This is a genomic window from Pseudomonas sp. CAM1A, from assembly GCF_047501685.1.
Taxonomy (GTDB): Bacteria; Pseudomonadota; Gammaproteobacteria; order Pseudomonadales; family Pseudomonadaceae; genus Aquipseudomonas.
The window spans coordinates 34242-57105 of sequence record NZ_JBFNXP010000012.1 but is presented as its reverse complement, the minus strand read 5'-3'; the positions used below and the strand labels follow the sequence as shown (position 1 = coordinate 57105).

Annotated in this window: 19 protein-coding genes; 5 read left to right on the top strand and 14 right to left on the bottom strand. The window is 66.3% G+C overall.

Going from position 1 to position 22864, the window contains the following annotated elements; all coding sequences use genetic code 11:
* The first annotated feature begins 2 nt into the window (after positions 1-2).
* From ABZO33_RS22875 to ABZO33_RS22855, 5 genes are read left to right on the top strand one after another with little or no spacing between them, the layout of a single operon-like run.
* Entirely contained in the window at positions 3-2513 is a 2511-nt protein-coding gene (locus tag ABZO33_RS22875; RefSeq protein ID WP_414537888.1) for a fimbria/pilus outer membrane usher protein, read from the top strand.
* Between the two features lie 23 nt (positions 2514-2536).
* Positions 2537-3100, top strand: a complete 564-nt coding sequence (locus tag ABZO33_RS22870; RefSeq protein ID WP_414537887.1) for a hypothetical protein — start codon at positions 2537-2539, stop codon at positions 3098-3100.
* A 33-nt stretch (positions 3101-3133) separates the two neighbouring features.
* Positions 3134-4390 carry an EAL domain-containing protein gene (locus ABZO33_RS22865; protein WP_414537886.1) on the top strand — a complete coding sequence of 419 codons (1257 nt, stop codon included), beginning with the start codon at positions 3134-3136 and terminating at the stop codon, positions 4388-4390.
* Positions 4391-4421: 31 nt separating this feature from the next.
* Complete coding sequence (locus tag ABZO33_RS22860; protein ID WP_414537885.1) at positions 4422-5039, top strand: response regulator; 618 nt, start codon at positions 4422-4424, stop codon at positions 5037-5039.
* Positions 5036-8683, top strand: coding sequence for an ATP-binding protein (locus ABZO33_RS22855; protein ID WP_414537884.1), 3648 nt, complete (start codon positions 5036-5038; stop codon positions 8681-8683). Before ABZO33_RS22860 ends, ABZO33_RS22855 begins: the two co-directional genes overlap by 4 nt.
* A gap of 32 nt (positions 8684-8715) precedes the next feature.
* On the opposite strand, the gene ABZO33_RS22850 is transcribed toward ABZO33_RS22855, so the two are convergent.
* The 14 genes from ABZO33_RS22850 to ABZO33_RS22785 all read right to left on the bottom strand — a co-directional run bounded on the left by ABZO33_RS22850 (position 8716) and on the right by ABZO33_RS22785 (position 22754).
* A complete protein-coding gene (locus ABZO33_RS22850) occupies positions 8716-9405 on the bottom strand; it encodes a response regulator (RefSeq protein WP_414537883.1) in 690 nt (229 codons plus the stop codon).
* A complete protein-coding gene (locus ABZO33_RS22845) occupies positions 9402-12056 on the bottom strand; it encodes a DUF4118 domain-containing protein (protein WP_414537882.1) in 2655 nt (884 codons plus the stop codon). The genes ABZO33_RS22850 and ABZO33_RS22845 overlap by 4 nt, the downstream gene beginning before the upstream one ends.
* Before the next feature lie 50 nt (positions 12057-12106).
* Complete coding sequence (gene kdpC / locus ABZO33_RS22840) at positions 12107-12664, bottom strand: potassium-transporting ATPase subunit KdpC (protein WP_414537881.1); 558 nt, start codon at positions 12662-12664, stop codon at positions 12107-12109.
* A 10-nt stretch (positions 12665-12674) separates the two neighbouring features.
* On the bottom strand, positions 12675-14729 hold the full coding sequence (kdpB, locus tag ABZO33_RS22835; RefSeq protein ID WP_414537880.1) for a potassium-transporting ATPase subunit KdpB: 2055 nt from the start codon (positions 14727-14729) through the stop codon (positions 12675-12677).
* 10 nt (positions 14730-14739) lie between these two features.
* Entirely contained in the window at positions 14740-16434 is a 1695-nt protein-coding gene (gene kdpA / locus ABZO33_RS22830; RefSeq protein WP_414537879.1) for a potassium-transporting ATPase subunit KdpA, read from the bottom strand.
* 9 nt (positions 16435-16443) lie between these two features.
* Positions 16444-16533, bottom strand: a complete 90-nt coding sequence (gene kdpF / locus ABZO33_RS22825; RefSeq protein WP_011534724.1) for a K(+)-transporting ATPase subunit F — start codon at positions 16531-16533, stop codon at positions 16444-16446.
* Between the two features lie 241 nt (positions 16534-16774).
* Positions 16775-17827 carry an AI-2E family transporter gene (locus ABZO33_RS22820; protein ID WP_414537878.1) on the bottom strand — a complete coding sequence of 351 codons (1053 nt, stop codon included), beginning with the start codon at positions 17825-17827 and terminating at the stop codon, positions 16775-16777.
* 12 nt (positions 17828-17839) lie between these two features.
* The gene (locus tag ABZO33_RS22815) at positions 17840-18634 is read right to left on the bottom strand and encodes a DUF4892 domain-containing protein (RefSeq protein WP_414537877.1); all 795 of its coding nucleotides are present in this window, start codon (positions 18632-18634) and stop codon (positions 17840-17842) included.
* Positions 18635-18736: 102 nt separating this feature from the next.
* Entirely contained in the window at positions 18737-19591 is an 855-nt protein-coding gene (locus tag ABZO33_RS22810; protein WP_414537876.1) for an alpha/beta hydrolase, read from the bottom strand.
* On the bottom strand, positions 19588-20376 hold the full coding sequence (locus ABZO33_RS22805; RefSeq protein ID WP_414537875.1) for an alpha/beta fold hydrolase: 789 nt from the start codon (positions 20374-20376) through the stop codon (positions 19588-19590). Before ABZO33_RS22805 ends, ABZO33_RS22810 begins: the two co-directional genes overlap by 4 nt.
* 94 nt (positions 20377-20470) lie before the next feature.
* The gene (locus ABZO33_RS22800) at positions 20471-20818 is read right to left on the bottom strand and encodes a hypothetical protein (protein WP_414537874.1); all 348 of its coding nucleotides are present in this window, start codon (positions 20816-20818) and stop codon (positions 20471-20473) included.
* A gap of 96 nt (positions 20819-20914) precedes the next feature.
* On the bottom strand, positions 20915-21373 hold the full coding sequence (gene sixA / locus ABZO33_RS22795) for a phosphohistidine phosphatase SixA (RefSeq protein WP_414537873.1): 459 nt from the start codon (positions 21371-21373) through the stop codon (positions 20915-20917).
* On the bottom strand, positions 21370-21717 hold the full coding sequence (locus ABZO33_RS22790) for a DUF4389 domain-containing protein (protein WP_414537872.1): 348 nt from the start codon (positions 21715-21717) through the stop codon (positions 21370-21372). The genes sixA and ABZO33_RS22790 overlap by 4 nt, the downstream gene beginning before the upstream one ends.
* Positions 21718-21728: 11 nt before the next feature.
* Positions 21729-22754 carry an NAD(P)H-dependent glycerol-3-phosphate dehydrogenase gene (locus tag ABZO33_RS22785; RefSeq protein ID WP_414537871.1) on the bottom strand — a complete coding sequence of 342 codons (1026 nt, stop codon included), beginning with the start codon at positions 22752-22754 and terminating at the stop codon, positions 21729-21731.
* Between the last annotated feature and the right edge of the window lie 110 nt (positions 22755-22864).

Here is a 22864-nt window from a genome sequence, read left to right as displayed (position 1 = left end):
GCATGCCCTGCCCAAACGATACCTGCACACCTGTCAGCCCGGTGACGCGACTGCCACCGCGGATGCTGATCGCCGCCTTGTTCGTCTGCGGCACAAGCGCCGCGAACGCGAACGACGCGCGCACGCCCGCTGCCAAAGAAGCGCTGGCCAGCTTCAACCCGAGCCTGCTGAAAAGCCGCGGCATCGACTCGCGGGTCGCCGACTACTTCAGCCACACGCCTCGGTTCGCCGCCGGTACCCGCCGCATCTCGCTGCAGGTCAATGGCAATCCGCGCGGCACCCTCGACGCCCGCTTCGACAGCGATGGCCAGCTGTGCTTCGACAAGGCGCTGCTCGAACAAGCCGGGCTCAAGCTGCCCGAGGCCGGGTTACCCAACGCTGGCTGCGACGACTTCCTGGCCCGCTACCCCCAGACCCAGAGCACCCTGCGGCCCGCACGCCAGGAGGTGGAGCTGGTGGTGCCCGCCGCAGCACTGCGCGCGCCCGACGACGACAGCGGCCTGTATCACCGCGGGGGCGTGGGCGGGCTGGTCAACTATGACCTGCTCGGTCAAGCCAGCGAGTTCTCCGGCGACCGCAGACGCTACTACTCCAGCAGCACCGAGCTTGGCTTTAACGCCGACGACTGGATCGTGCGCAGCCGCCAGAGCTACACCGTGCAAAACGGAACACGCAATTTCCAGAACCTGTACACCTATGTGCAGAGAACCTTCGTCGAACACAAGGTGCTGGCCCAGGCCGGTGAGATCAACACTGCCAACTCGGTGTTTCCAGGCGCGTCGATCACCGGGCTCCAGGTGTTTCCGGAGCAGGCCCTGTATGGCAAGAGCAAGCAAGGCGCCACGGTGACAGGTATCGCCCAGGGCCAGGCCCGCGTGGAAGTGCGCCAGGCCGGTGCGCTGATCTACACCACGCTGGTGCCCCCCGGGCCGTTCAGCCTGACCGACATACCGTTGCTCAACAGCAATACCGACCTCGACGTACAGGTGATCGAAACCAACGGCGAGCGCCGCCGCTTCAACGTTCCGGCCGCCTCGTTGGTGCAGTTCAACAGCAGCGCGCCGGGCTACTCGTTCGCGGCGGGCAAACTGCGCACCTTCAACGCCAAGGGCATGCTCGCGCCGATGATGGCCACCGGTTCCGGCAGTTGGCGAGTGTCGCCCGCCAACCTGCTCTCCGCCGGAGTGATGCTGGCCGACAACGACTACTCGGCCGTTGCCTGGTCGTTGGGTTCACAGCTGACTGCGGACACCAGCCTCAACCTTCGCAACACCTTGTCCCACGCCGGGCAGCAGCAGCTCAAAGGCCATGAAGTCAGCGCCGCGCTGTCGACCCAGTTCACCGAGAGGTTCGCCGGTAACGTCAACGCCACCCGCCGCTCGACGGGTTACCGGGAACTGCTGGACACCACCTACACCCAAACCAGCCGGTATCGCCATGACCGGCGCGTCGACCAATACGGTCTCGGCCTGTCCTGGAGCAACCCGCTGCTGGGCGGATTCGGTCTGGGCTACAGCACCTCGCTGTCCGCCGGGAGCCATAAGTCCGAACGCCTCACCGCCTCGTGGAACAAAAACTTCGAGCACTTCAGTGTCAGCACCAACGTCGAGCACTCCCTGGGCCACCAGGCCCAGTCGGCCAAGGACCGCCGTGACAACCGCAACTACCGCGACTACCGCGACGACACAGCGGTGTACCTGAGCGTCAGCGTTCCCCTGGGCGGCAGTCGCAGCCTGCGCAGCTATGCCAACAAACGCGACGGCATCACCCGCCTGGGCGCGAGCTTCAACGACAACAGCAACGAGTTCGCCAGCTACAGCGTCTCGGCGGAACGCAACCAGCAGGGCAAGCGCGACGACCTTTCGGCCAACGCCAACCTGCTGCCGCGCTACACCAGCGTGAGCCTGGGCTATTCGCAGAGCGGCAACGACAGCACCAGCTACAACGGCCAGCTGCGCGGCGGCGTCGCGCTGCACGGTGACGGCGTGACCTTCTCGCCCTACCCGCTGAACGACACCTTTGCCGTAGCCAAGGTGGGAGATGTCCCGGGGGTCAGGCTCGACACCCCGAGCGGGCCGGTGTGGACCGACGGCACGGGCCGCGCCGTGGTCGCCCAGGTGCCCGCCTACCAACGCACCAACGTGGAGGTGCGCACCACCAGCCTGCCACGCAACCTCGATATCCAGAACGGCTACAAGACGGTAATGGCCGGGCGCGGCTCGGTGCAGGCGCTGGACTTCCCGGTGGTGACCTCGCGCCGCGTGCTGTTGACGATCGCCGCGTTGGACGGGGCCCCGCTGGGAAAAGGCTTACCGGTATTCGGCGCGGCCAATCGCTTCGTCACCACGACCGTCGAGGGCGGCAAAGCCTTCATCACCAACCACGACATCGAAGCCCCCCTGACGATGCACATGGCCAACGGCGGCGCTTGCCGTCTTGATTTCAGCCTGCCGGACAAGCCCGACCTGGAAGTCTATTTCGAGAAGGCGCAGGCCCGATGCACACCCCTCTGATCCCACGCCAAGGTGCTCCCTACATGACCACTACCACACGCGTCCCCCGTTCGACCTGGCTGGCCTGCGTGCTGCTGGCCTGCGCCGGCACAGCCCTGGCAGAACCGTGCGCCCTGTCGGTGTCGCAATCCAGGGTAGACCTGGGCGACCTCCTCTATCCCCAACGTGCGCCCGGCCACGCCACCGATGCGCCGCACGTGCTCGGCACCCGCCAGGTCGCCGTCCAGGTCCACTGCCCCACTGAGTCTTCGATCAGCGTAATGCTGCGCGGCATCCCCCAGGACAACGGTGTGCTCTTCGCCCAGCGCGGCGAGCTGGAGGTGCAGATGCACGATGCCGTGCTCGACGGCCGCCCGGTGATGCTGCAGGCCACGGACATGCTGCCAGCCGCACCGAATGCGGGCGCGGAGCGTACCCGGGTACTGCCGGGGCAGAAGGTGGTGCCGATGACCGCCGGGCAACCTGCCCGGGGCAGCAACCTGACCTTGCAGATGAGCCTCACCAGCACGGTACCGCTGGACGAACTGGTGGCGCGGGACAGCAAGACCTTGAGCGCGAGCATCAATCTTGAGGTGATCGGCCAATGAATGACAACTTGGAACCCAGCAAGGAACAGGCATGTGAACAGATCGAAAGCGGCATGCCTTGAAAATGCCACCGCACTGGTCATCGAGACCGATGGCACGTTGCGCGCTCAGGCCGTGGCACTGTTGAGGCAGGTGGGTTTCAGCAGCATCATCGAGCGTGCTGGCAGCCGAGGGGTACGCGCGTTGCCAATGCCAGCGTCCCTGACGCTGGTGCTCTGCGAGGCCGCCTCGCTGGTCGGTCTCGACGGTTTGCGGCTGATGCGCTGGATGGGCTCGCTGGAGATCTTCTGCGCAGTCACGCACCACGGCAAACTGCCCGCCGATACCTTGGGCAATATCCTTTCGACAGGCAGCCGGATGGGGCTGCACATGTTCGGCGAGTTACCCTCCCCGCCCAGCCAGACAGACCTGCATGTACTCATCGACGAATACCTGACTCATCGCCGCCGTGCGCGTGCCATGAACAACGCGGTCCTCTTCGATCCGCAGGAAATAGACGATGCGCTGGAAAAAAGACAGTTCATCGCCCACTACCGCCCACAATTCGGTATTGCCTTCACAGACAGACTGCGTGTCGACGCGGAGATGCAATGGCGCCGTGCAGACCGTACGTTGATGGCACAGGCCGAGTTCCTCAAATACTTTGACGCGCCCCAGCACTTCGACAAACTTTTTGTCAGCATGCTCAACCAGGTATTCTCGCTACAGCGCACCTTGAAAGATGAGCGCCATGATGTAACGATTACGTTGGCACTTTTTCCGCTGGCACTTTGTAGCGCCGACCTGCTTCGTACCGTTGCCGGCCTGGCCCTGCGTTATGGCATATCCCCCTTCGCCATCACCTTCGAAATCCAGGCCCGGGCGCTCGACGCCTGCACTGCCTCGGCACATCTGAACTTGCTGAAACTCAGGCGGATAGGCTTTGGCGTCTGCCTCAGGTGCGACGGGGTGGATGCCGCCATTGCAAAGGAGCGCATGGCGTGTCTGCCGGTCAGCGAAATCACCATCGACCTTCACTGCGCGACCAATCCTGCACGCCCGCCCGCCGTCTATGTGCACACCCTGAACAGCTGGAGCATTGTCAGTTACGCCCGGGCGCTGGGCCTGACTGTCGTTGGCGTGGTCGACGCTGTTCCGCGCGATATTTCTCAACTTTCCGAGCTGGGTTGCGACTTTATAAAGGACTCGGGGCGGACTAGAGCAAAGAGCGCCATCGACCTGATCGACACCTGCTGCCGGCTGCGCGATCAGCGCCGAGGGCGGACGTTCCTCGGCCCAGATCAATCCTGACTCACACTGTCGACTCAAGCGAGGTAACAACATGCAACGTGCCATTATCATCGACGATCATCCGGTCATTCGCATGGCGGTGAAAACCGTACTGCAGAACAGTGGATTTGAAGTGGTCGGTGAAGCCAGCAATGGCAAGGAGGGCATCCAGCTGGTTCGTGACTTGGCGCCGGACTTGTTGATACTCGATATCGGCATCCCCGAGATCGATGGCCTTGCCGTCATCCAGCGCCTGAAGCTGCAAGGCAGCCTGGCCAAGACCCTGGTCTTCACCTCGCAGCCGGCCGCCGTGTTTTCGCCGCGCTGCATGTGGGCGGGCGCCGCCGGCTTCGTCTGCAAGGCAGGCGACATGAGCGAGTTCAGCGGCGCCCTGGCGGCGATCAAGGCCGGTTACTCGTACTTCCCCAACCTGCCCTTGAGCAACCTGGTCACCAGCCCGAAGGCAAGGATCGGCACCAGTTGCCTCACCGCCCGCGAAATCGAAGTGCTGCGGCAGCTGGCCGCGGGCGCGACCAACAAGGAAATCGCCGATGCGATGATGCTCAGCAACAAGACCATCAGCAGCTACAAGCACCGGATCATGGACAAGCTCCAGGTCAATACCTTCGTGGACCTGCTCGATGTCGCCAGGCGGGACCTGATCGCATGATGCCCGCCCCGTCCTGGTTTAGCCTGCTGGTGGCCGTCGCAGGCTGCTCGACCGCCAGTACCGGTGCCCTTGCTGAAGAACCCCTGCGCTCTGCCCAATCCTTGAAGCTGGTCGAGCGTGCCTATGTCTCCGCCGCCGTGCCGCTGAGCGCTGAAGATCGCGCGTGGTTGAGCCGTAAGGCCGTCCTGCACATCGGCGTGTCCGCGCCAGACTACCCACCGCTGGACATCAGCATCAATGGCCTGATGTATGACGGCATCACCGCCGAGTACGCCGGCCTGATCGCCAAGATCCTGAAGATCGCCGTGCAGGTACGCCAGTACCCCTCGCGCGCCCGAGCGATCGAAGCGCTCAAGCACGGCGAAATCGACCTGCTGGGCAGCGCGAACAGCTTCGAGTCGGCCGACCCCGAACTGCTGCTGAGCCTGCCCTACCTGGACGACCAGCCCGTGCTGCTGACCCGGGTAGGTGAGGAAGTGTCGGTCAACACCCGCCTGGCGGGCAAGCGCATCGCCATGCTCAACCATTACCTTCCCGCGGCGGCCGTGCATGCGTTCTACCCGGAGGCCACCTTGCAATTGTTCCCGTCGACGGCAAGCGGGATCGGCGCCGTGGCCTTCGGCCAGGCCGACGTCTACCTGGGCGATCTGGTCAGCACCGGGCACTGGGCGGGCAACAGCTCGTTCAGGCAATTGCGCGCCGCCAACTTCTCCGCCATCCACGTGAGCAACTTCTCCTTTGCCATGAAAAGGGCCGACACCCCCTTGAAACGCCTGGTGGATACGGCACTGCTGTCGATCGCGACCAGTGACAGCATGCCCATCATCAGGCGCTGGGACGTCAATGGCAGTTACATCTTCGGCGCGCAGCGGGTCCAGTATTCGCAGACCGAACTGCAATGGATCGCCAACAACCCGGTGGTCCGGGTCATGGTCGAGGCCGATGACCTGCCCTTTTCCAAGGTCGTCAAGCGCGGCCAGGTCGAGGGTATCGTCAACGACTTGCTGGCGGTCATCAGCGCCCAGTCGGGCCTGTCGTTCAAGCTGCTGCCAGCCAGCGGGCTGACCGAACAACAACTGGTCGACGCCCTGGCCAGGCGCGAGTTCGACCTGGTCGGCGCGTTGAACCCCGACCTGATGCAAAACCCCAAGGTATCGTTCTCGCGACCGTACCTGGTGAGCACGCTGGTACTGGTGGCGCGCAAGGACAACACGGCCATCACCTCGGTATCGTCGCTGGCCGGCAAGACGCTCGCGACGGTACACGACAGCCGGGCGAGCACGCATATCCTCAAGGACATCCCGGACGTGAAACTGGTCCAGGTCGACACGATCGGCGAAGCCTTCGAGCGGGTGGCAATGGGCAAGGCCGACGCCGCCATCGACGTGCTGGTGTCGGCGCAGTACAAGATCCGCAACGGCTTCGACGGACTGCGGGTCGCCTCGGTGATCGGCGACACCTCCGAGACTGTCTCGTTCGCCAGCCTGCACGACAATGACATCCTCGCCTCCATCCTCGACAAGTCGCTGCTGGCCACACCGGCCCAGAAAATCGACGCCATCAATGATCACTGGACCGACGGGCCCCACACCGGGCCGTCGTTCTGGGTGCGCAACAAGACAATACTGCTGCAACTGGGCTCGCTCTTCACCTTGCTGCTGGTCGTGTCGCTCGGCTGGGCGCTGCATCTCAGGCGGCAGATCATCAAGCGCAGAAGTGCCGAACGCGCCCTGGGCGACCAGCTCGGGTTCATGAACAGCCTGATCGATGGCACGCCCAACCCCATTTACATCCGCGACAAGGCCGGCATCATGCTGCATTGCAATGCCTCCTACCTCGAAGCCCTGTCGCTGAAGCGCGACGAGGTCATCGGCAACAACCTCGACCAGGCCCCCTCCGCGACGCCCGCCGAGGAAGAACGCTACCTGCAGGATTACGCGCGGGTGATCCGCGAGGGTGCCCGCATCATTTCAGACCGGCGCATACGCTTGAGAGACAGCGGGGAAACACGTGATATCTACCACTGGATCCTGCCCTACCGCGACATCCAGGGGGAGATCCAGGGCGTCGTCGGCGGTTGGGTCGACATCACTGCGCGAAAGGTCCTGGAAGTCAGCCTGATCGCCGCCAAGGAACAGGCCGACATCGCCAACAAAGCCAAGACCACCTTCCTGGCCACGATGAGCCATGAGATCCGCACCCCGCTGAACGCGGTCATCGGCATGCTGGAAATGTCGTTGAAACAAGCTGACCAGGGCAATCTTGACCGCTTCGCCATCGAAGTGGCCTACGACTCGGCCAACGGGCTGCTCGAACTGATCGGCAACATCCTCGATGTAATCAAGGTCGAGTCCGGCCATCTGTCACTGGCACCCTCACGCGGCAATCTGGGCGCCATCGCCACGTCGGTGTTCCGGGTGTTCGAAGGGCTCGCCCGGCAGAAGAGCCTGGCCATCAGGCTGGAGCTGGACCCAGCGATCCAGGCCGATGTACTGGTCGATACCCTGCGGTTCAAGCAGATTCTCTCCAATCTGGTGGCCAACGCCATCAAATTCACCGAAAAAGGCAGTGTGCTGATCCGCCTGCAAGCGGTTTCCCTCCCCGAAGCACCGCACAACCAACTGACAGTGGCACTCAGTGTCAGCGACACCGGTATCGGCATACGCGCCGCCGACCAGCAACGCATCTTCGCGCCCTTCGTGCAGGTGGCCGATGGCCAGGGCACCCGCAAGCAAGGCACCGGGCTGGGGCTGGCGATCTGCAAGACCCTGGCCGAACTGATGGGCGGCAGGCTGACCATCAGCAGCGAACCGCACAAGGGCACGTGCGTCACCATCTGCCTGGTCTTGCCGACCCTCGAACAACTTCCGCTGATCCCCCAGGCATCCGAGTTGTTCGCCCAGCCGGCCAGGCGCGCGCTCACCGTGTTGATCGTCGACGACCACCCGGCGAACCTGACCTTGCTCGATCGCCAGCTCAGCTACCTGGGCCACCGAGTGCTGCAGGCCAGCACCTGCGCCCAGGCCTTCGCCGCCTGGAATGCGCAGCGGGTGGATGTCGTGATCACCGATTGCAACATGCCCGAAATGAGCGGCTACGACCTGGTGCGCGCCATCCGTTCGGCCGAAACCGCCCAGCAACGCCCCCGCTGCACGGTGTTCGGCTTCACCGCCAATGCCCTTGCCGATGAACGCGAGCGCTGCCTGGAGGCGGGCATGGACGACTGCCTGTTCAAACCTGCCCGGCTGGTCGACCTGGGCGAAAAGCTCGACACCATCGACACCCGTGTTGCCTGCCCTGCGCCTTGCGCGGATGCTCGCGAGCCGGCCCAGGCCGACTTCATCACCGACGAACTGTTGCACAAGCTGATCCTGGAAAACGAGAAGGACATCTGCGAGTTGCACGCCAGCCTCCACGGTGACCGCACGCAGCTTGAGAACATCGCGCACAAGATCAAGGGTGGGGCCAGGATCATCTGCGCGCAGGCGATCGTCCGGCAGTGCGAGTGCTTCGAGGACGCCTGTCGGTCAGGGGCTTCGAACGAGCAACTGGCGGCCCTTGCCGCCCAGATGGAGGAAGCGATCATGACCCTGCATGATGCCCTGCTCATCCAGCTCGGCGCCCGCGCCCGGGTCGATAGCTGACGGCCCGACCGTCCACGTTCCAGCCGTGCGCATCAGGGCGCCACCAACCGATACCCCACCCCCGCCTCGGTGATGATGAATCGCGGCGCGGTGGGGTCGTCGCCCAGCTTCTGCCGCAGATGCCCCACCACGATGCGCAGGTAGTGGGTGTCATCGACATGGGTCGGCCCCCAGATGTCCTTGAGCAGTTGCTGCTGGGTGATCACCCGCCCGGGATGCCCGGCCAGTTGCGCCAGCAGCGCGTACTCCTTGCGTGTAAGCGCCACTTCGACGCCCTCCAGGGTCACCTTGCGATAGGCAAAATCCACCACTAATGGCCCAAAGCTCGCCGCCGACGTGGCTGCACCCACCTGGGGCGCCTGGCGCAGCAACGCCCGCACCCGGGCGAGGAACTCCTGGATACCGAACGGCTTGGTCACGTAGTCGTTGGCCCCGCCGTCCAGCGCATCGACCTTCTGCACTTCGCTGGCACGCACCGACAGCACCATCACCGGCACCGTGCTCCATTCACGCAGCTCGCGCAGCACCTGCTGGCCGTCCATGTCCGGCAGGCCGAGGTCGAGCACCACCAGGTCGGGTTTGTTCAGGGCGGCCTGGGCCAGGCCCTCGCTACCGGTGCCGGCCTCGATCACCTTGTAGCCCTGGGACGCCAGGCTGATACGCAGGAACTTGCGGATCTGCGGCTCGTCGTCGATGACCAGCAGGGTGGCGGCTTGGCTCATGGGGCTTCACTTTCAGTGTCGGGTTGGGTCGGCAGCGGCAAGCATAGAGTGATGCGGGTGCCGTGGCCATCGATGCCATCGTCGACCAGGATGCGCCCGCCATGGGCACCGATCATGCCCTGGCAGATCGCCAGGCCCAGGCCGGTGCCCTGCCCGCCCCGATCGCCGCGGGCGGCGGTGTAGAACATGTCGAAGATCTTTTCGCGCTCGTCCTGGGGGATGCCGGGGCCCTCGTCGGCAACCGTGAGGCACAGCTGTTCGTCCTGCACCGAGACCTGCAATTGCAGCCGGCCATTGGCCGGGGAAAAGCGCGCGGCGTTTTCCAGCACGTTGATCAACGCCTGCTCGATCAACGCCGCATGCACGAACAGCAGCGGCAGCTCGGGCGGCACTTCGGTGTGCACCCGCAGGGGCGCCAGCACCACGCGCAGGCGGTTCAGGGCGCTGCCAACGATATCGGCCGGGGCTACCCAGTCGCGGGCCAGCTTGAGCGTGCCGTGGCCCAGGCGGGTCATGTCCAGCAAATTCTGGATGTAGCGATCCAGGCGCTCGGCTTCGTTGCGCGTGCCTTCCAGCAACTCGCGGCGGTCGTCTGGGGGAATCGCGTCGCCCAGCGCCAGCAGGCTGTCGATGCTGCCGCGCATCGACGTCAGCGGCGTGCGCAGGTCGTGGGACACCGAGGCGAGCAATGCGCTGCGCAGTTGCTCGGTTTCACCGTGCAGGCGGGCGGCTTCCAGTTGCTCGCCCAGGCGGGCGCGGGCCAGGGCCTGGGCCAGGGGCTGCGCCAGGGCCATCAACAACCGGCGGCGCGGGTCACTCAGTGGTTCGCCTTCGCGTGGGCGGATGCCGAGCAGGGCCAGGGGCTGTTCCTCCACGGCCAGCGGCCACCACCACCAGCGGCCGTGGGGCAAGGTGTCACTGCCGAAGCCCGCGGCCTGGCCATGTTGCCAGGCCCATTCGGCGGCGGCGCGTTCGTTGTCGGTGAAGGCTGGCGAGCCACCGCTGGCCACCTGCAGCAGGCCGTCGGCGCTGCGTTCGAGCAGACACACCTGCACACCCTGCCAGCCATCCATATGCTGGCCGGCAGCGTTGAACACCGCCTGGCGGTCGGTGGCCACGGTCAGGCGACGCGACAGGTCGAGCAACTGGCGAGTCTCTGCCTGGGTCTCGCGCAATGCCTGCAACTGGCGGCGCTGGCGCGCGGCGAGGTTGCCGGTGAGCGCGGCCATCAGCAGGAAGAACACCAGGGTCAGCACGTCTTCTTCGCGCTGGATGGCGAAGGAGAAGTTCGGTGGGATGAACAGGAAGTCGTAGGTGAGGAACGACAGCGCCGCGCACGCCAGCGCCGGCCCGAGGCTGCTGCGCACTGCCACCAGCAGTACGGCGGCGAGGAACACCAGGGAGATGTTGGGCAGCGCCAGCACACTCGACACGGCCCAGGCCAGGCCTGCGGCCAGCAGCGTGGCGACCAGCGCCAACACATAATGGCGCCACACCCATACGCGCTTTACAGCTGTGCGCGCCGCTGGCGGCTGGGCGTCGCGGTCGAGCACGTTGATCTCCAGGCCGTGGCTCTCACGCAGCAGGCGCGCCGCCACGCCGGCTCCGAACAGGCGACGACGCAACAGATCACGGGACTGGCCCACCAGCACCAGACTGGCGCGGCGCTCGGCGGCGTGCTGGATCAGCGTGCGCGCCACTTCGCCGGCGCGCAGCAGCACCACTTCGCCGCCGAGGCGCTCGGCCAGTTGCTGGGCGGCCTGCAAGCGATGGCGGGCCGTCTCGTCACGCAGGCGGCCGTTGTCGACGTGGACCACGCTCCATGGCAAATGGCGACGCTGGGCGACGCGGCAGGCATGGCGCACCAGGCGTTCGGCCTGCTCGTCGCCATCGATGCCCACCAGCAGCCGGCCGCGCAGGGCCGGGGCTTCCTGGCCGCGTTGGCGGTAGCCGCTGGCCAGGTCCGCGTCCACCTGGGCGGCGGCGGTCTGCATGGCCAGCTCACGCAGGGCGGTGAGGTTGGTCTGGGAGAAATAGGCCTCGATGGCCGCCCGCGCCTGCTCGGGCACGTAGACCTTGCCCTCGCGCAAGCGCTCGAGCAGCTCGCGCGGCGGCAGGTCGATCAGCACCAGTTCGAAGGCCTCCTGCAATACCCAGTCGGGCAACGTCTCGCGCACCTGCACGCCGGTGATATCGCGGACCTTGTCGTTGAGGCTTTCCAGGTGCTGGACGTTGACCGTGGTGTAGACGTCGATGCCGGCGGCGAGCAGTTCCTGCACGTCCTGCCAGCGCTTGGCGTGGCGGCAGCCGGGGGCATTGGTGTGCGCCAGTTCGTCGACCAGCACCAGCGGTGGCGCGGCCTTGAGCAGGCCGTCGAGGTCCATTTCCTCGAGCATCACGCCGCGGTATTCGCTGCGCAGCAGGGGTTGTTGGGTCAACCCGCCGAGCAGGGCCTCGGTCTCGGCGCGGCCGTGGGTCTCGACCACTCCGGCCACCACTTGCACGCCCTGGCGCTGCTGGGCGTGGGCGGCCTGGAGCATGGCAAAGGTCTTGCCGACCCCGGGCGCGGCGCCGAGGAACACCTTGAGCCTGCCGCGGCCTTCGCGGGGCAGGCCGGCCAACAGCGCGTCGGCGCGGGTGGGGTTGCTCATGTTCGATCCTTCAGAAATAGCAAATTCGGGCCTGCTGCGCAGGCCCGGCTTCAGTGGCTCGGAGCAAGGCGTTCAAGTGCCTGGTTCAGCGCCAGCACATTCACCACCGGCGGCCCGACCAATGGGCGCAGGGTGGCCCCATTCACCAACGCTTGCAAGCGCTCCTCCGAGACCTGTCGCGCCGCCGCCACCCGCGGCAGCTGGTAGGCGATCGCCTCGGGTGGCAGGTGCGGGTCGAGCCCGCTGCCGGAAGTGGTCAACAACGCCTGGGGCACCGGCCCCTGCTGCGCCTGGTACTGCACGGAGGCATCGGTCTTGACCCGTTCAGCCAGCGCCGGGTTGCTCGGCGCCAGGTTGCTCGCGCCACTGGCCACGGTGGCATAGGCGCCCGCAGAAGGCCGCGACTGGAACCAGCCGTCACCCTTGAACTCCTGGGCGATCAGCGCCGAGCCGCGCACCTGGCCACGGTCATCGCGCACCAGGCTACCGTTGGCCTGTTCAGGGAAAGCGACCTGGGCGATGCCGGTCACCGCCAGGGGATACAGCGCGCCGGTGACCACGGTCATCAGCAGGACCAGGCTCAGGGCCGGGCGTACGTAAGCGGTCATGTCAGTCTCCTCAGACCAGGTGCAGCGCAGTGAGCAGCATGTCGATCAGCTTGATCCCGGCGAACGGCACGACAATGCCGCCCAGGCCGTAGATCAGCAGGTTGCGCCGCAGCAAATGGGCGGCGCTGGCGGCCTGTACCCGCACCCCGCGCAGCGCCAGGGGGATCAGTACGATAATGATCAGCGCGTTGAACACGATGGCCGAGAGGATCGCGCTCTGCGGGCTGGCCAGGTGCATCAGGTTGAGCACGCCCAACTGCGGGTAGATGGCGGCAAACAGCGCCGGCAGGATGGCGAAGTACTTGGCCACGTCGTTGGCGATGGAGAAGGTGGTCAGCGCACCGCGGGTGACCAGCAGTTCCTTGCCCACCTGCACCACGTCCAGCAGCTTGGTCGGGTCGCTGTCCAGGTCGACCATGTTGGCCGCCTCGCGGGCCGCCTGGGTGCCGTCGTTCATGGCCATGCCGACATCGGCCTGGGCCAGCGCGGGGGCGTCGTTGGCGCCGTCGCCGCACATGGCCACCAGGCGGCCGTCGTTCTGCTCCTGACGGATCCGCGCCAGCTTCTTCTCCGGGGTGGCCTCGGCGAGCACGTCATCGACGCCCGCCTCGGCGGCGATGGCGGCGGCGGTCAGCGGGTTGTCGCCGGTGACCATCACGGTACGGATGCCAAGCTTGCGCAGTTCGGCGAAGCGCTCGCGGATACCGGGCTTGACCACGTCCTTGAGGTGGATCACGCCGAGCAGGTGCTTGTCGACGCACACCAGCAGCGGGGTACCGCCACTCTGGGCGATGCGCTCCACTTCACGGGCCAGGGCAGTGGGCAGCTCCAGGCGTTGCAGGCCACAGAAGGCCAGCACCGCGTCGACGGCGCCCTTGCGGTAGCGGCGCTGCTGGAAGTCGATACCCGAAAGTCGCGTCTCGGCGCTGAAGGCGATGGCTTCGTACTGGTTGCTCGCAGGTTCCGCGAAATCGTGCAACTGGCGCAGGTACTCGACGATCGACTTGCCTTCGGCTGTGTCATCGGCCAGCGAGGCGAGCAAGGCGCCCTCCCCCAGCTCCTTGGCGGTCACCCCGGAGGCTGCGTGCAAGGCGCTGCAACGGCGGTTGCCAAAGGTGATGGTGCCGGTCTTGTCGAGCATCAGCGTGTGCACGTCGCCTGCCGCTTCCACGGCGCGACCAGAGCGAGCGATCACGTTCAGGCGCACCAGGCGGTCCATGCCGGCGATGCCGATGGCCGACAACAGGCCGCCGATGGTGGTGGGGATCAGCGTCACCAGCAGCGCGGCGAGGAAGATCAGCGGCAGCTCGCCGCCGGCGAAGCGGGCGAACGGCTGCAGGGTCACCACCACGATCAGGAAGATCAGGGTCAGGCCGATCAGCAGGATGTCGAGGGCGATCTCGTTGGGGGTCTTCTGCCGCTTGGCGCCTTCGACCAGGGCGATCATGCGGTCCAGGGTCGATTCGCCGGGGTTGCTGGTAATACGGATCAGCAGCCAGTCGGAGACCAGGCGGGTGTTGCCGGTAACGGCCGAACGGTCGCCGCCGGACTCGCGGATCACCGGCGCGGACTCGCCGGTGATGGCCGCCTCGTTGACCGCGGCGATGCCTTCGAGCACCTCGCCGTCGCCGGGGATCAGCTCACCGGCCACCACGCGCACTACGTCGTCCTTGCGCAACTGGGTGGCGGCGACGGTCTCGAACGTACCGTCGCTCTTGCGGCGCTTGGCGGCCAGGCCCTGGCTGCCGGCCTTGAGGCTGTCCGCGCGGGCCTTGCCGCGGCCTTCGGCCAGGGCTTCGGCGAAGTTGGCGAACAGCACGGTGAACCATAGCCACACGGTGATCTGTACGGCCACTGCAGTGCTCACGCCACTTTCAGGGGCGAAGCAAAGCACGGTGGTCAGCATGGCGGTGAGTGCCACCACCAGCATCACCGGGGCGCGCCTGAGCTGGCGCGGGTCGAGCTTGACGAAGGCCTGCACCAGCGCCGGGCGCCACAGGGCGGCGAAACGGGTCTGGTCCTTGGCGCTATGACGCGCCTTCACTTCGGGAATGGGCATGTTCATGGTGTGTTCCTCAGAAACCCAGGCTCAGGTGTTCGGCAATCGGCCCCAGGGCCAGGGTCGGCAGGAAGGTCAGGCCACCGACCAGCAGGATGGTCACCAGCAGCAGCGTGGTGAACAGCGGGCCGTGGGTGGGGAAGCTGTTCAGGCCTTGCGGCGCGCTCTTCTTGGCGGCCAGGCTGCCGGCCAGGGCCAGCACTGGCAGGATGTAGCCGAAGCGGCCGATCAGCATGGCCAGGCCGATCATCACGTTGTGGAACGGCGTGTTGGCGCCGAAGCCGGCGAAGGCCGAGCCATTGTTGGCGGTGCCGGAGGTGTAGGCGTACAGCAGCTGGCTGAAGCCGTGGGCGCCGGGGTTGGTGACCGCGCCAGCCGGCCCTGGCAGGCTCGCGGCGATGGCGCCGAGTACCAGCACGCCCACCGGCATCACCAGCAGGGTCGCCACCAACAGCTGCACTTCACGGGCCTGCAGCTTCTTGCCCAGGTATTCCGGGGTGCGGCCGATCATCAGGCCGGCGAGGAACACGGCGATCAGCACGAACAGCAGCATGCCGTAGAGGCCGGCGCCAACGCCGCCGAAGATCACCTCGCCGAGCATCATGTTGATCATCGCCACCATGCCGGTCAGCGGGTTGAGACTATCGTGCATGGCGTTGACCGAACCGTTGGAGGCCGAGGTGGTGGTCACCGTCCACAGCACCGAACCGGTGGTGCCGAAGCGGCTCTCCTTGCCTTCCAGCGGCGCGCTCTGCTGCACCTGGGCGCTTTCCAGAGCCGGATTGGGCTGATGCTCCGACCACAGCGCGGTGCTGCCGCCGATCAGGAACAGCGCCAGCATGCAAGCGATGATCGCGCGGCTCTGGCGCAGATCCTTGACGTAATGGCCGAAGGTGAACACCAGGGCCACCGGGATCAGGATGATCGAGGCCACTTCGAACAGGTTGCTCCAGGCCGTGGGGTTCTCGAACGGGTGCGCCGAGTTGACGCCGAAGAAGCCGCCGCCGTTGGTGCCCAACTGCTTGATGGCGATCTGGCTGGCGGCCGGGCCCAGCGGGATGGTCTGGTCGGTGCCCTGCAGGGTCAAGGCGTGGATGTAGTCGGCAAAGGTCTGCGGCACGCCCTGCCAGACCAGCAGCAGCGCCAGCACCAGGCACAGCGGCAACAGGCCGTAGAGAGTGGCGCGGGTCAGGTCGACCCAGAAGTTGCCCAGGGTGCTGGCCGAGCGCCGTGCAATGCCACGACACAGGGCGACCAGTACGGCAAGGCCGGTGGCCGCGCTGACGAAGTTCTGCACGGTCAGGCCGATCATCTGCGTCAGGTAGCTGACCGAGGCTTCACCACTGTAGGCCTGCCAGTTGGTGTTGGTCATGAAGCTGACCGCAGTGTTGAACGCCAGCGACCACTCCTGGCCCGGCAGGTGCTGCGGGTTCAGTGGCAGCGAGCCTTGCAGCAGCAGCACGGCGAACAACAGCAGGAAGCCCGCGAGGTTGAACGCCAGCAGCGCCAGGGTGTACTGCTTCCAGCCCTGCTCCTGTTCGGCGTTCACCCCGGCCAGGCGGTAGCAGCCCCGCTCCACCGGGCCAAGGAGGGGAGACAGCCAGGTACGCTGGCCTTCCATCACCTTGTAGTAGAAGCGCCCGAGCCAGGGCGCCGGCAACAGCACGATGGCGAAGAACGCCAGCAGCAGCAGGTAATCGTAACTGTGCATGGTCGCCCCTTAGCCGCGATCGGCGCGCAGCAGCGCCACCAGCAGGTAAACCGCCAACGCCACCGCCAGAAGCAGTGACAGCCCGTCGAGCATGTACATGTGGAATCTCCCCTAGTTGCGGCGTGAAGGCCGCTTTGGGGAAATTGTCCGAGGGAGGGGCGTAAAGGGGCGAGATCGGGGGTGGGGCCCGGGCATAAAGAAAGCGTAAAGATCGCTGACGCATCGCGGGGCAAGCCCGCTCCCACGCTAGTTTCGTGGGAGACCACCCAACCCTTCCGGGTGCGCTGTCGCGCAGGGAACAGGGTTCCAGCGTGGGAGCGGGTTTGCCCCGCGATGGCGATCAGTGTTGTGGCGTGTGCTGCGCGGTATTGCGGCTCCAGTCCAGCAGCAGGCTGTACCCCACCGCCAGCAAGGTCGGCCCGATGAACAGCCCGATGAAGCCAAACGCGATCAGGCCGCCGAACACGCCGAGCAGCACGATGACCAGCGGCAGGTTACCGCCGCGACTGATCAGGTACGGCTTGAGCACGTTGTCCACGCCGCTGATGATGAAGGTGCCCCAGACGCCCAGGAATACCGCCATGCCGTAGTCGCCCTTCCAGACCAACCAGGCGGTGGCCGGTATCCAGGCCAGCGGCGGGCCCATGGGGATCAGGCTGAGCATGAAGGTCACCAGGCCCAGCACGATGGCCCCCGGCACGCCGGCGATCAGGAAACCGATCAGCGCCAGCAGGGCCTGGGCGGCAGCGGTGCCGATCACGCCGTTGACCACCCGCTGCACGGTGCCAGCGACCAGGTCGACGTAGTACTCGGCGCGTTCGCCCACCAGCCGTTGCAGCAGGCGGTGCACGAAGGCCGCCAGGCGTGGCCCGTCGCGGTAGAAGAAAAACACGAACACCAGGCTCAGGGTCAGCTCCAGCACTCCCCCGCCGATCTGCGCGCTGCGGGCCAGCAGCCAGTTGCCGACCTGACCGAGGTAGGGCTTGGCCGAGGCCAGCAAGGCCGCGCCCTGCTGGTCGAAGGACTCCCACCAGCCAACCAGGCGCTCGCCCACGAATGGAATACCGGCCACCCAGGCGGGCGCGTCCGGCAAGCCATCGACCTGCACATCACGAATGAACGCGGTGGCATCACGCACATGGTCGGCCAGGTTGAACCCCAGCCACACCAGCGGCAAGGCCACCAGCAGGATCCACACCGTGGTCAGCAGGCTCGCGGCGAGGGTTTCGCGGCCGCCCAGCACCCGGGTCAACAGGCGCATCAAAGGCCAGCTGGCAAAGGCCAGGATGGCGCCCCACAGCAGCGCCGAGATGAACGGTGCCATCACCCACAGCGCGGCACCCAGCAGGGTCAGCAGCAGGATCTGGATCAACAGGCGGTCATTGTTGGCCATGGTGGCGCTCACTCAACGGATCAGTTCCAGGTGCAGGCCTTCGGTCGGGGCGTCGCCCACCTCGAGCCGGGCGCTGCGCACGCCGGCCTTGACCAGTTGCTCACGCCAGGCTTCGGCGCCCTTGCCACTGAGGCTGGCGCGCAGGGTGCTGTCGAGGTTCAGGCTGCGCGCCAGCAACGCTGCCCAGGTGGCCTGGGGCTCGGCCAGATCAGGGTAGTCGAGCTTGCCGGTGTCGCGCAGTTCGCGCAGCACCGTGGCAGCGGTGGGCAACAGCTCGCCCAATGGACTGCCGGCAACGAACTCCTCGACATGCAGGTAGGCGCGGCGGTTGCCGCGGGTCACGCTGTACAGCGCCACCAGGGTGTCGCCTTCTTCGGCGGAGCGGCGCAGCAGGATGAATGCCTGCTGCTCGTCGCCGCCATTGAGCCGGGCATTGGCGAACACGTCGTTGGACCACAGGCTGGCCTCGCCGCAGTCGCGCCCCTGGCACCAGAACAACGGGTAGCCGCCGTCCTGCTGCAATGCCTCGCGGGCGCTGGTGAAGGCTTCGCGGGCGCTGCGCTCGACCGGCAGTTCGTAGGTCACGGAACTGACCTGGCCACGGCTCTCGACCTTGTCTTCAACCCTTAGCCGGCCGCTGATCTTGCGCAGCGGGCCCATGGGGTAGACCCGCTCCTGCTCCACTGCCGGGCGTTGGTCGACCACCTTGGCGTCTGCGGGTACCGGTAGGCTGCCAGCCCAGAGCAGCGGGCTGGCGATGGCGAGGCAGGCGGCGATGGCGCCGCGAACGAAAACAGGTGCGCTCATCGACCACCCTCGCAGGTGGCGGGGCAAGGTGCGTGGATGTCTGGCATGTACATGGTTGTCTCCCTTTCAACCCGCCAAGCCTCGACACTTGTCCGGTGCAAGTCAAGGAATGCCAAAGAAGCGATTGAAACAGTCTGCGACAAGGGCCGCGCCCTCGGCGTCATTCAGATGCAGATGGTGCCCGCCCGGCAAGGTCACCTGCTCGAAGGGTAGCTGCTCCAGCAGTTCCGTGTGGCGCGCCAGCATGCCATCGGCGGCAACCACCAGGCAGGCCGGGCAGGCGATGCGCTTGACGAAGGCCATCGCCTGGTCCTGGTTCAGCCGGGTTGGCGAAGGCAAGGTGAGGCGGCTGTCGCTGCGCCAGCTGTAGCCGCCGGGCACCGGCATCAGGCCGCGCTGGGCCAGCAGCTCAGCGGCTTCGCGGCTGACCGCGACCATGCCCTTCATGCGCGCCTCGACGCCCTCATCCAGGGTCGGGTACACCGATTTGCGCTTGCCCTCCAGGCGCAGCTGCGCCTGCAAGGCCAGCCCCAGGCGCTCGGCAGCGTCCTGTTCGCTGAGCGTCGGCGGAATCACCCCGTCGATCAGCGCCAGGTGACTGACCCGCTCGGGCAAGGCCCCGGCCAGCTGCACCGAGATGATCGCGCCGAGCGAATGACCGAGCAGGCCGAAACGCTCCCAGCCCAGTTGCTCGGCAACCCGCAACACGTCGTGGGCGTAGTCGGCCAGGGCATAGCCGGCACCGACCGGGCGATGCTCGGAGTAGCCATGCCCGGCCAGGTCCAGGGCGACGATGCGCAGCCCCTTCAGTTGCGGGGCCAGGCGGGCGAAGCTGTTGGCGTTGTCCAGCCAGCCATGCAGGGCGATCACCGGCAGGCCGTCGGCCGGGCCGAACAGGTGCGCGGCCAGTTCGATATGGCCCAGCGTCAGGCGGATCTCCTTGACCTGGGCGCTCATGCCTGGCTCCAGCGGTCGAACAGACCCTTGATCAGGCTGGCGGTGTCGGTGGGCCGCTCCAGCGGGAACATGTGCCCGCCCGGCAGGCTGTGATACTCGCCCTTGGCCATGGCGCGCACGGCCAGGGCATGGTGCTTGCGAATCACCCGGCTCTGGGCGCCGCGCACCATCGCCAGCGGCACCTGCAACTGACGTGGCCTGGCTGGGCTGACATGGGGAATGCTGCGGTAGATGCTGATTTCGGTGGCCGGGTCGAAGCGCAGGCGCAGACCGTCCTCGTCCTGCGCCAGGCCATGCTCCAGGTAGGCCTCCAGGCACTCCGGGTCGAAGTGGCGGAACAGAGTCTTGCCGGCAAAGTAGTTTCGGGCACTGTCGCGGTCGGGGAATGCCTCGCGCCGACCCAGGGTACGCCCGGCCGGGGTGATGCGGTCGATGAAACCCAGGCGCTTGGCGGCCTGGATCAGCCATTCGTCGGCGCGGGTCAGCACCGGCGAATCGAGCATCACCACCCCGCGGTAGAACTCTGGCCGGCGCAGCGCGGCATGCAGGTGCAGCACGCCGCCGAGGGAGTGGCCGACGCCCCAGACCGGCGCATCCTGCTGCTCGAGGTGATGAAGCAGCTCGTCCACCAGGTTCTGCCAGTTGTCGTTGACCGGAAAGCGCGGATCGTGGGCGTGCTGTTCCAGGTGATGCACCTGGTAGTCCGGCGCCAGCGCGGCGAACAGCTTGCCGTAGGTGGCCGAAGGGAAGCCATTGGCGTGGGCGAAGAAGATCTGCTGCGACATGGCCGCCTGCTCTGCACGGGGATGGATGGCTCATTGTCGGCAAGCGACCGGCTGGCGGCAACGTCCTGAACGGTCATCGCCAGTGACGATCAGGTCATCGCGGGTCGAAACTGGCCATTGAACGGTGCAAGCAGGCACGCATGTAGGCCAGTTGCCACTCAAGGGCTTCGCGGGCCAGCTGGCGGTCCTGCTGAGTATCCGCCAGCCGGCGCAGCGCCAGGCAACTGGATTGCAGCAGGTGCGCCATGCGGATGCCGGACTGGCGCAGTTGCTCGAGCTCGTACTGGCCTTCGAAGCGGCGCAGCAGCTGGTCGAGCTTGGCGTCGGCACAGTCGCGCAACAGACAGTACTCGGCGAAGTCCAGCGCAGCGGGGCTGTCCAGCTTGTCGATCACGCTCTGGGGATTGACGGAGCGCACCAGCTCCATGCGTTGCCTGCTCATCCATGCTTCCTTGCGCTGCGTTGTGATCATGCACGCCGCCACGCTAAGGCCCAGACGACCCGAACGGCAACTGGCATAAATGCCAGTTGCCAGGGGTCAGCCAGGGTGGTTGAGGCTGCGCAGGGTCATCAGGCCTGCCAGCGGCCAGTCGCCCTCCAGCTCAGCCAGACTGGCCGTGCTCAACGGTGCTGGCTGCTGGGCATGGCCGTGCTCAAGCTGACCAACCAGGTTGCCCACCAGGGGTTGGTGGCTGACCAGCAGGACATGCTCGAGCCCCAGGCGCTCGATCTCGCCGATCACCTGCTGCACATCGCTCTCTGGCGTCAGCCAGGGCACGGTACGCACCGGCTCGGAAAAACCGAGGGCGCCGTGCACCAGCGCGGCGGTCTGCTGGGCACGCACGTAGGGGCTGGCGATGATTGCCTGCAACGGCTGGCCCAACAGGTGCGCGGCGCTACGCAGCACCTGCTCGCGACCGTGGGTGGTCAGGCGCCGCTCGGCGTCGCTGTTGGCCCGTGGCTCGGCCTCACCGTGGCGCAGCACCCAGAGCTTCACAGCTTGGGCTCCTCGTCACGCACCGGGTGTGGCGCCGGGGCGACGGCGTGGGGCGCTTCGCCTTCCGGGGTGCGCGGGGTCGGCCAGTCGGCGAACGGCCAGGGTTTCTGGTCGCTGTGGAAGGTGCCGAAACGGCCGATCTGTGCCAGGTACTGGCTCAGGCTGTCACCGAAGTTCATCAGGCTGGCGCTGGGCGCGCCGTAGATCAGACGGTAGATCAGCTGCACCAGCACCAGGCCGCCAAGCAGCAGCTCGGCCAGTTGCCAGGCCACCAGGAGCACCAGCATCCACAGCACGCGCAGGATGATCGACTCGCGCTGGGCGCGCTCGGGGGTATCGTTCATACGTTGCTCCTTCAGTTGAAACCGCTGGTGGAAATGAAATCGACATCGGTCTTCGCCTCGGCGCGCATCAGGTGCTCGATCACCTGGTTCAACGTGCGGCCTTCGAACAGGATGGCATGCAGACCCGCCACCAGCGGCATGTACACGCCCACTTCCTGGGCCTTGGCCTTGAGCACCTTGAGCGTGTTGACGCCTTCGGCCACCTCGCCCAGGCGGCTGACCGCCTGTTCCAGGCTCAGGCCCTGGCCCAGCGCATGGCCGACCTGGTAGTTGCGGCTCTTGGGCGAGGAGCAGGTGACGATCAGGTCGCCGACCCCGGCGAGCCCGAGGAAGGTCATGGGGTTGGCGCCCTGGCTCACGGCGAAGCGGGTCATCTCGGCCAGGGCCCGGGTGATCAGCATGCTCTTGGTGTTCTCGCCCATCCCCAGGGCCACGGCCATGCCGGCGATGATGGCGTAGACGTTCTTCAACGCGCCGCCCAGCTCGACGCCGAAGCGATCACTGCTGGCGTAGACACGGAACGTGCGGCCATGCAGCACGGCCTGCACCTGCTGGCACAGCGCTTCGTCCTCGCTGGCGACCACGGTGGCGGTCAACGCATGCTCGGCAATCTCGCGGGCCAGGTTGGGGCCTGACAGCACGCCGATGCGTGCCTGGGGCGCGATCTCTTCGAGGATCTGGCTCATCAGCTTGAAGGTGTGCGCCTCGATGCCCTTGGTCAGGCTGACCAGGCCCTTGCCACGCAGCAGCTCGGCGTGGGGCGCCAGCACGCTGCGCAAGGCGCTGGAGGGCAAGGCGACAAAGATCAACTCGCTGCCCTGCAGAGTGGCGAGCAGGTCGTTGACCGGCTCGACGCCGTCATGCAGGCGGATGCCCTTGAGGTAGCGCGGATTCTCGCGGTCGACGCGCATTGCCTCGGCCTGCACCGGGTCGCGCATCCACTGCCGTACCGAATGGCCATTCTGTGCCAAGAGGTTCGCCACGGCGGTGCCGAAGCTGCCGCCTCCAAGAACTGCAACAGGTTGCTGTTCAGTCATATCCAATCCGTTAACCAATAAAGTAAGTGGCGACCGAGGCATTATACGGTGCCGTTGCGACAGAACCAGTGCACATGCATGGCGGGGACAGCCCTCTGCACACACAAACC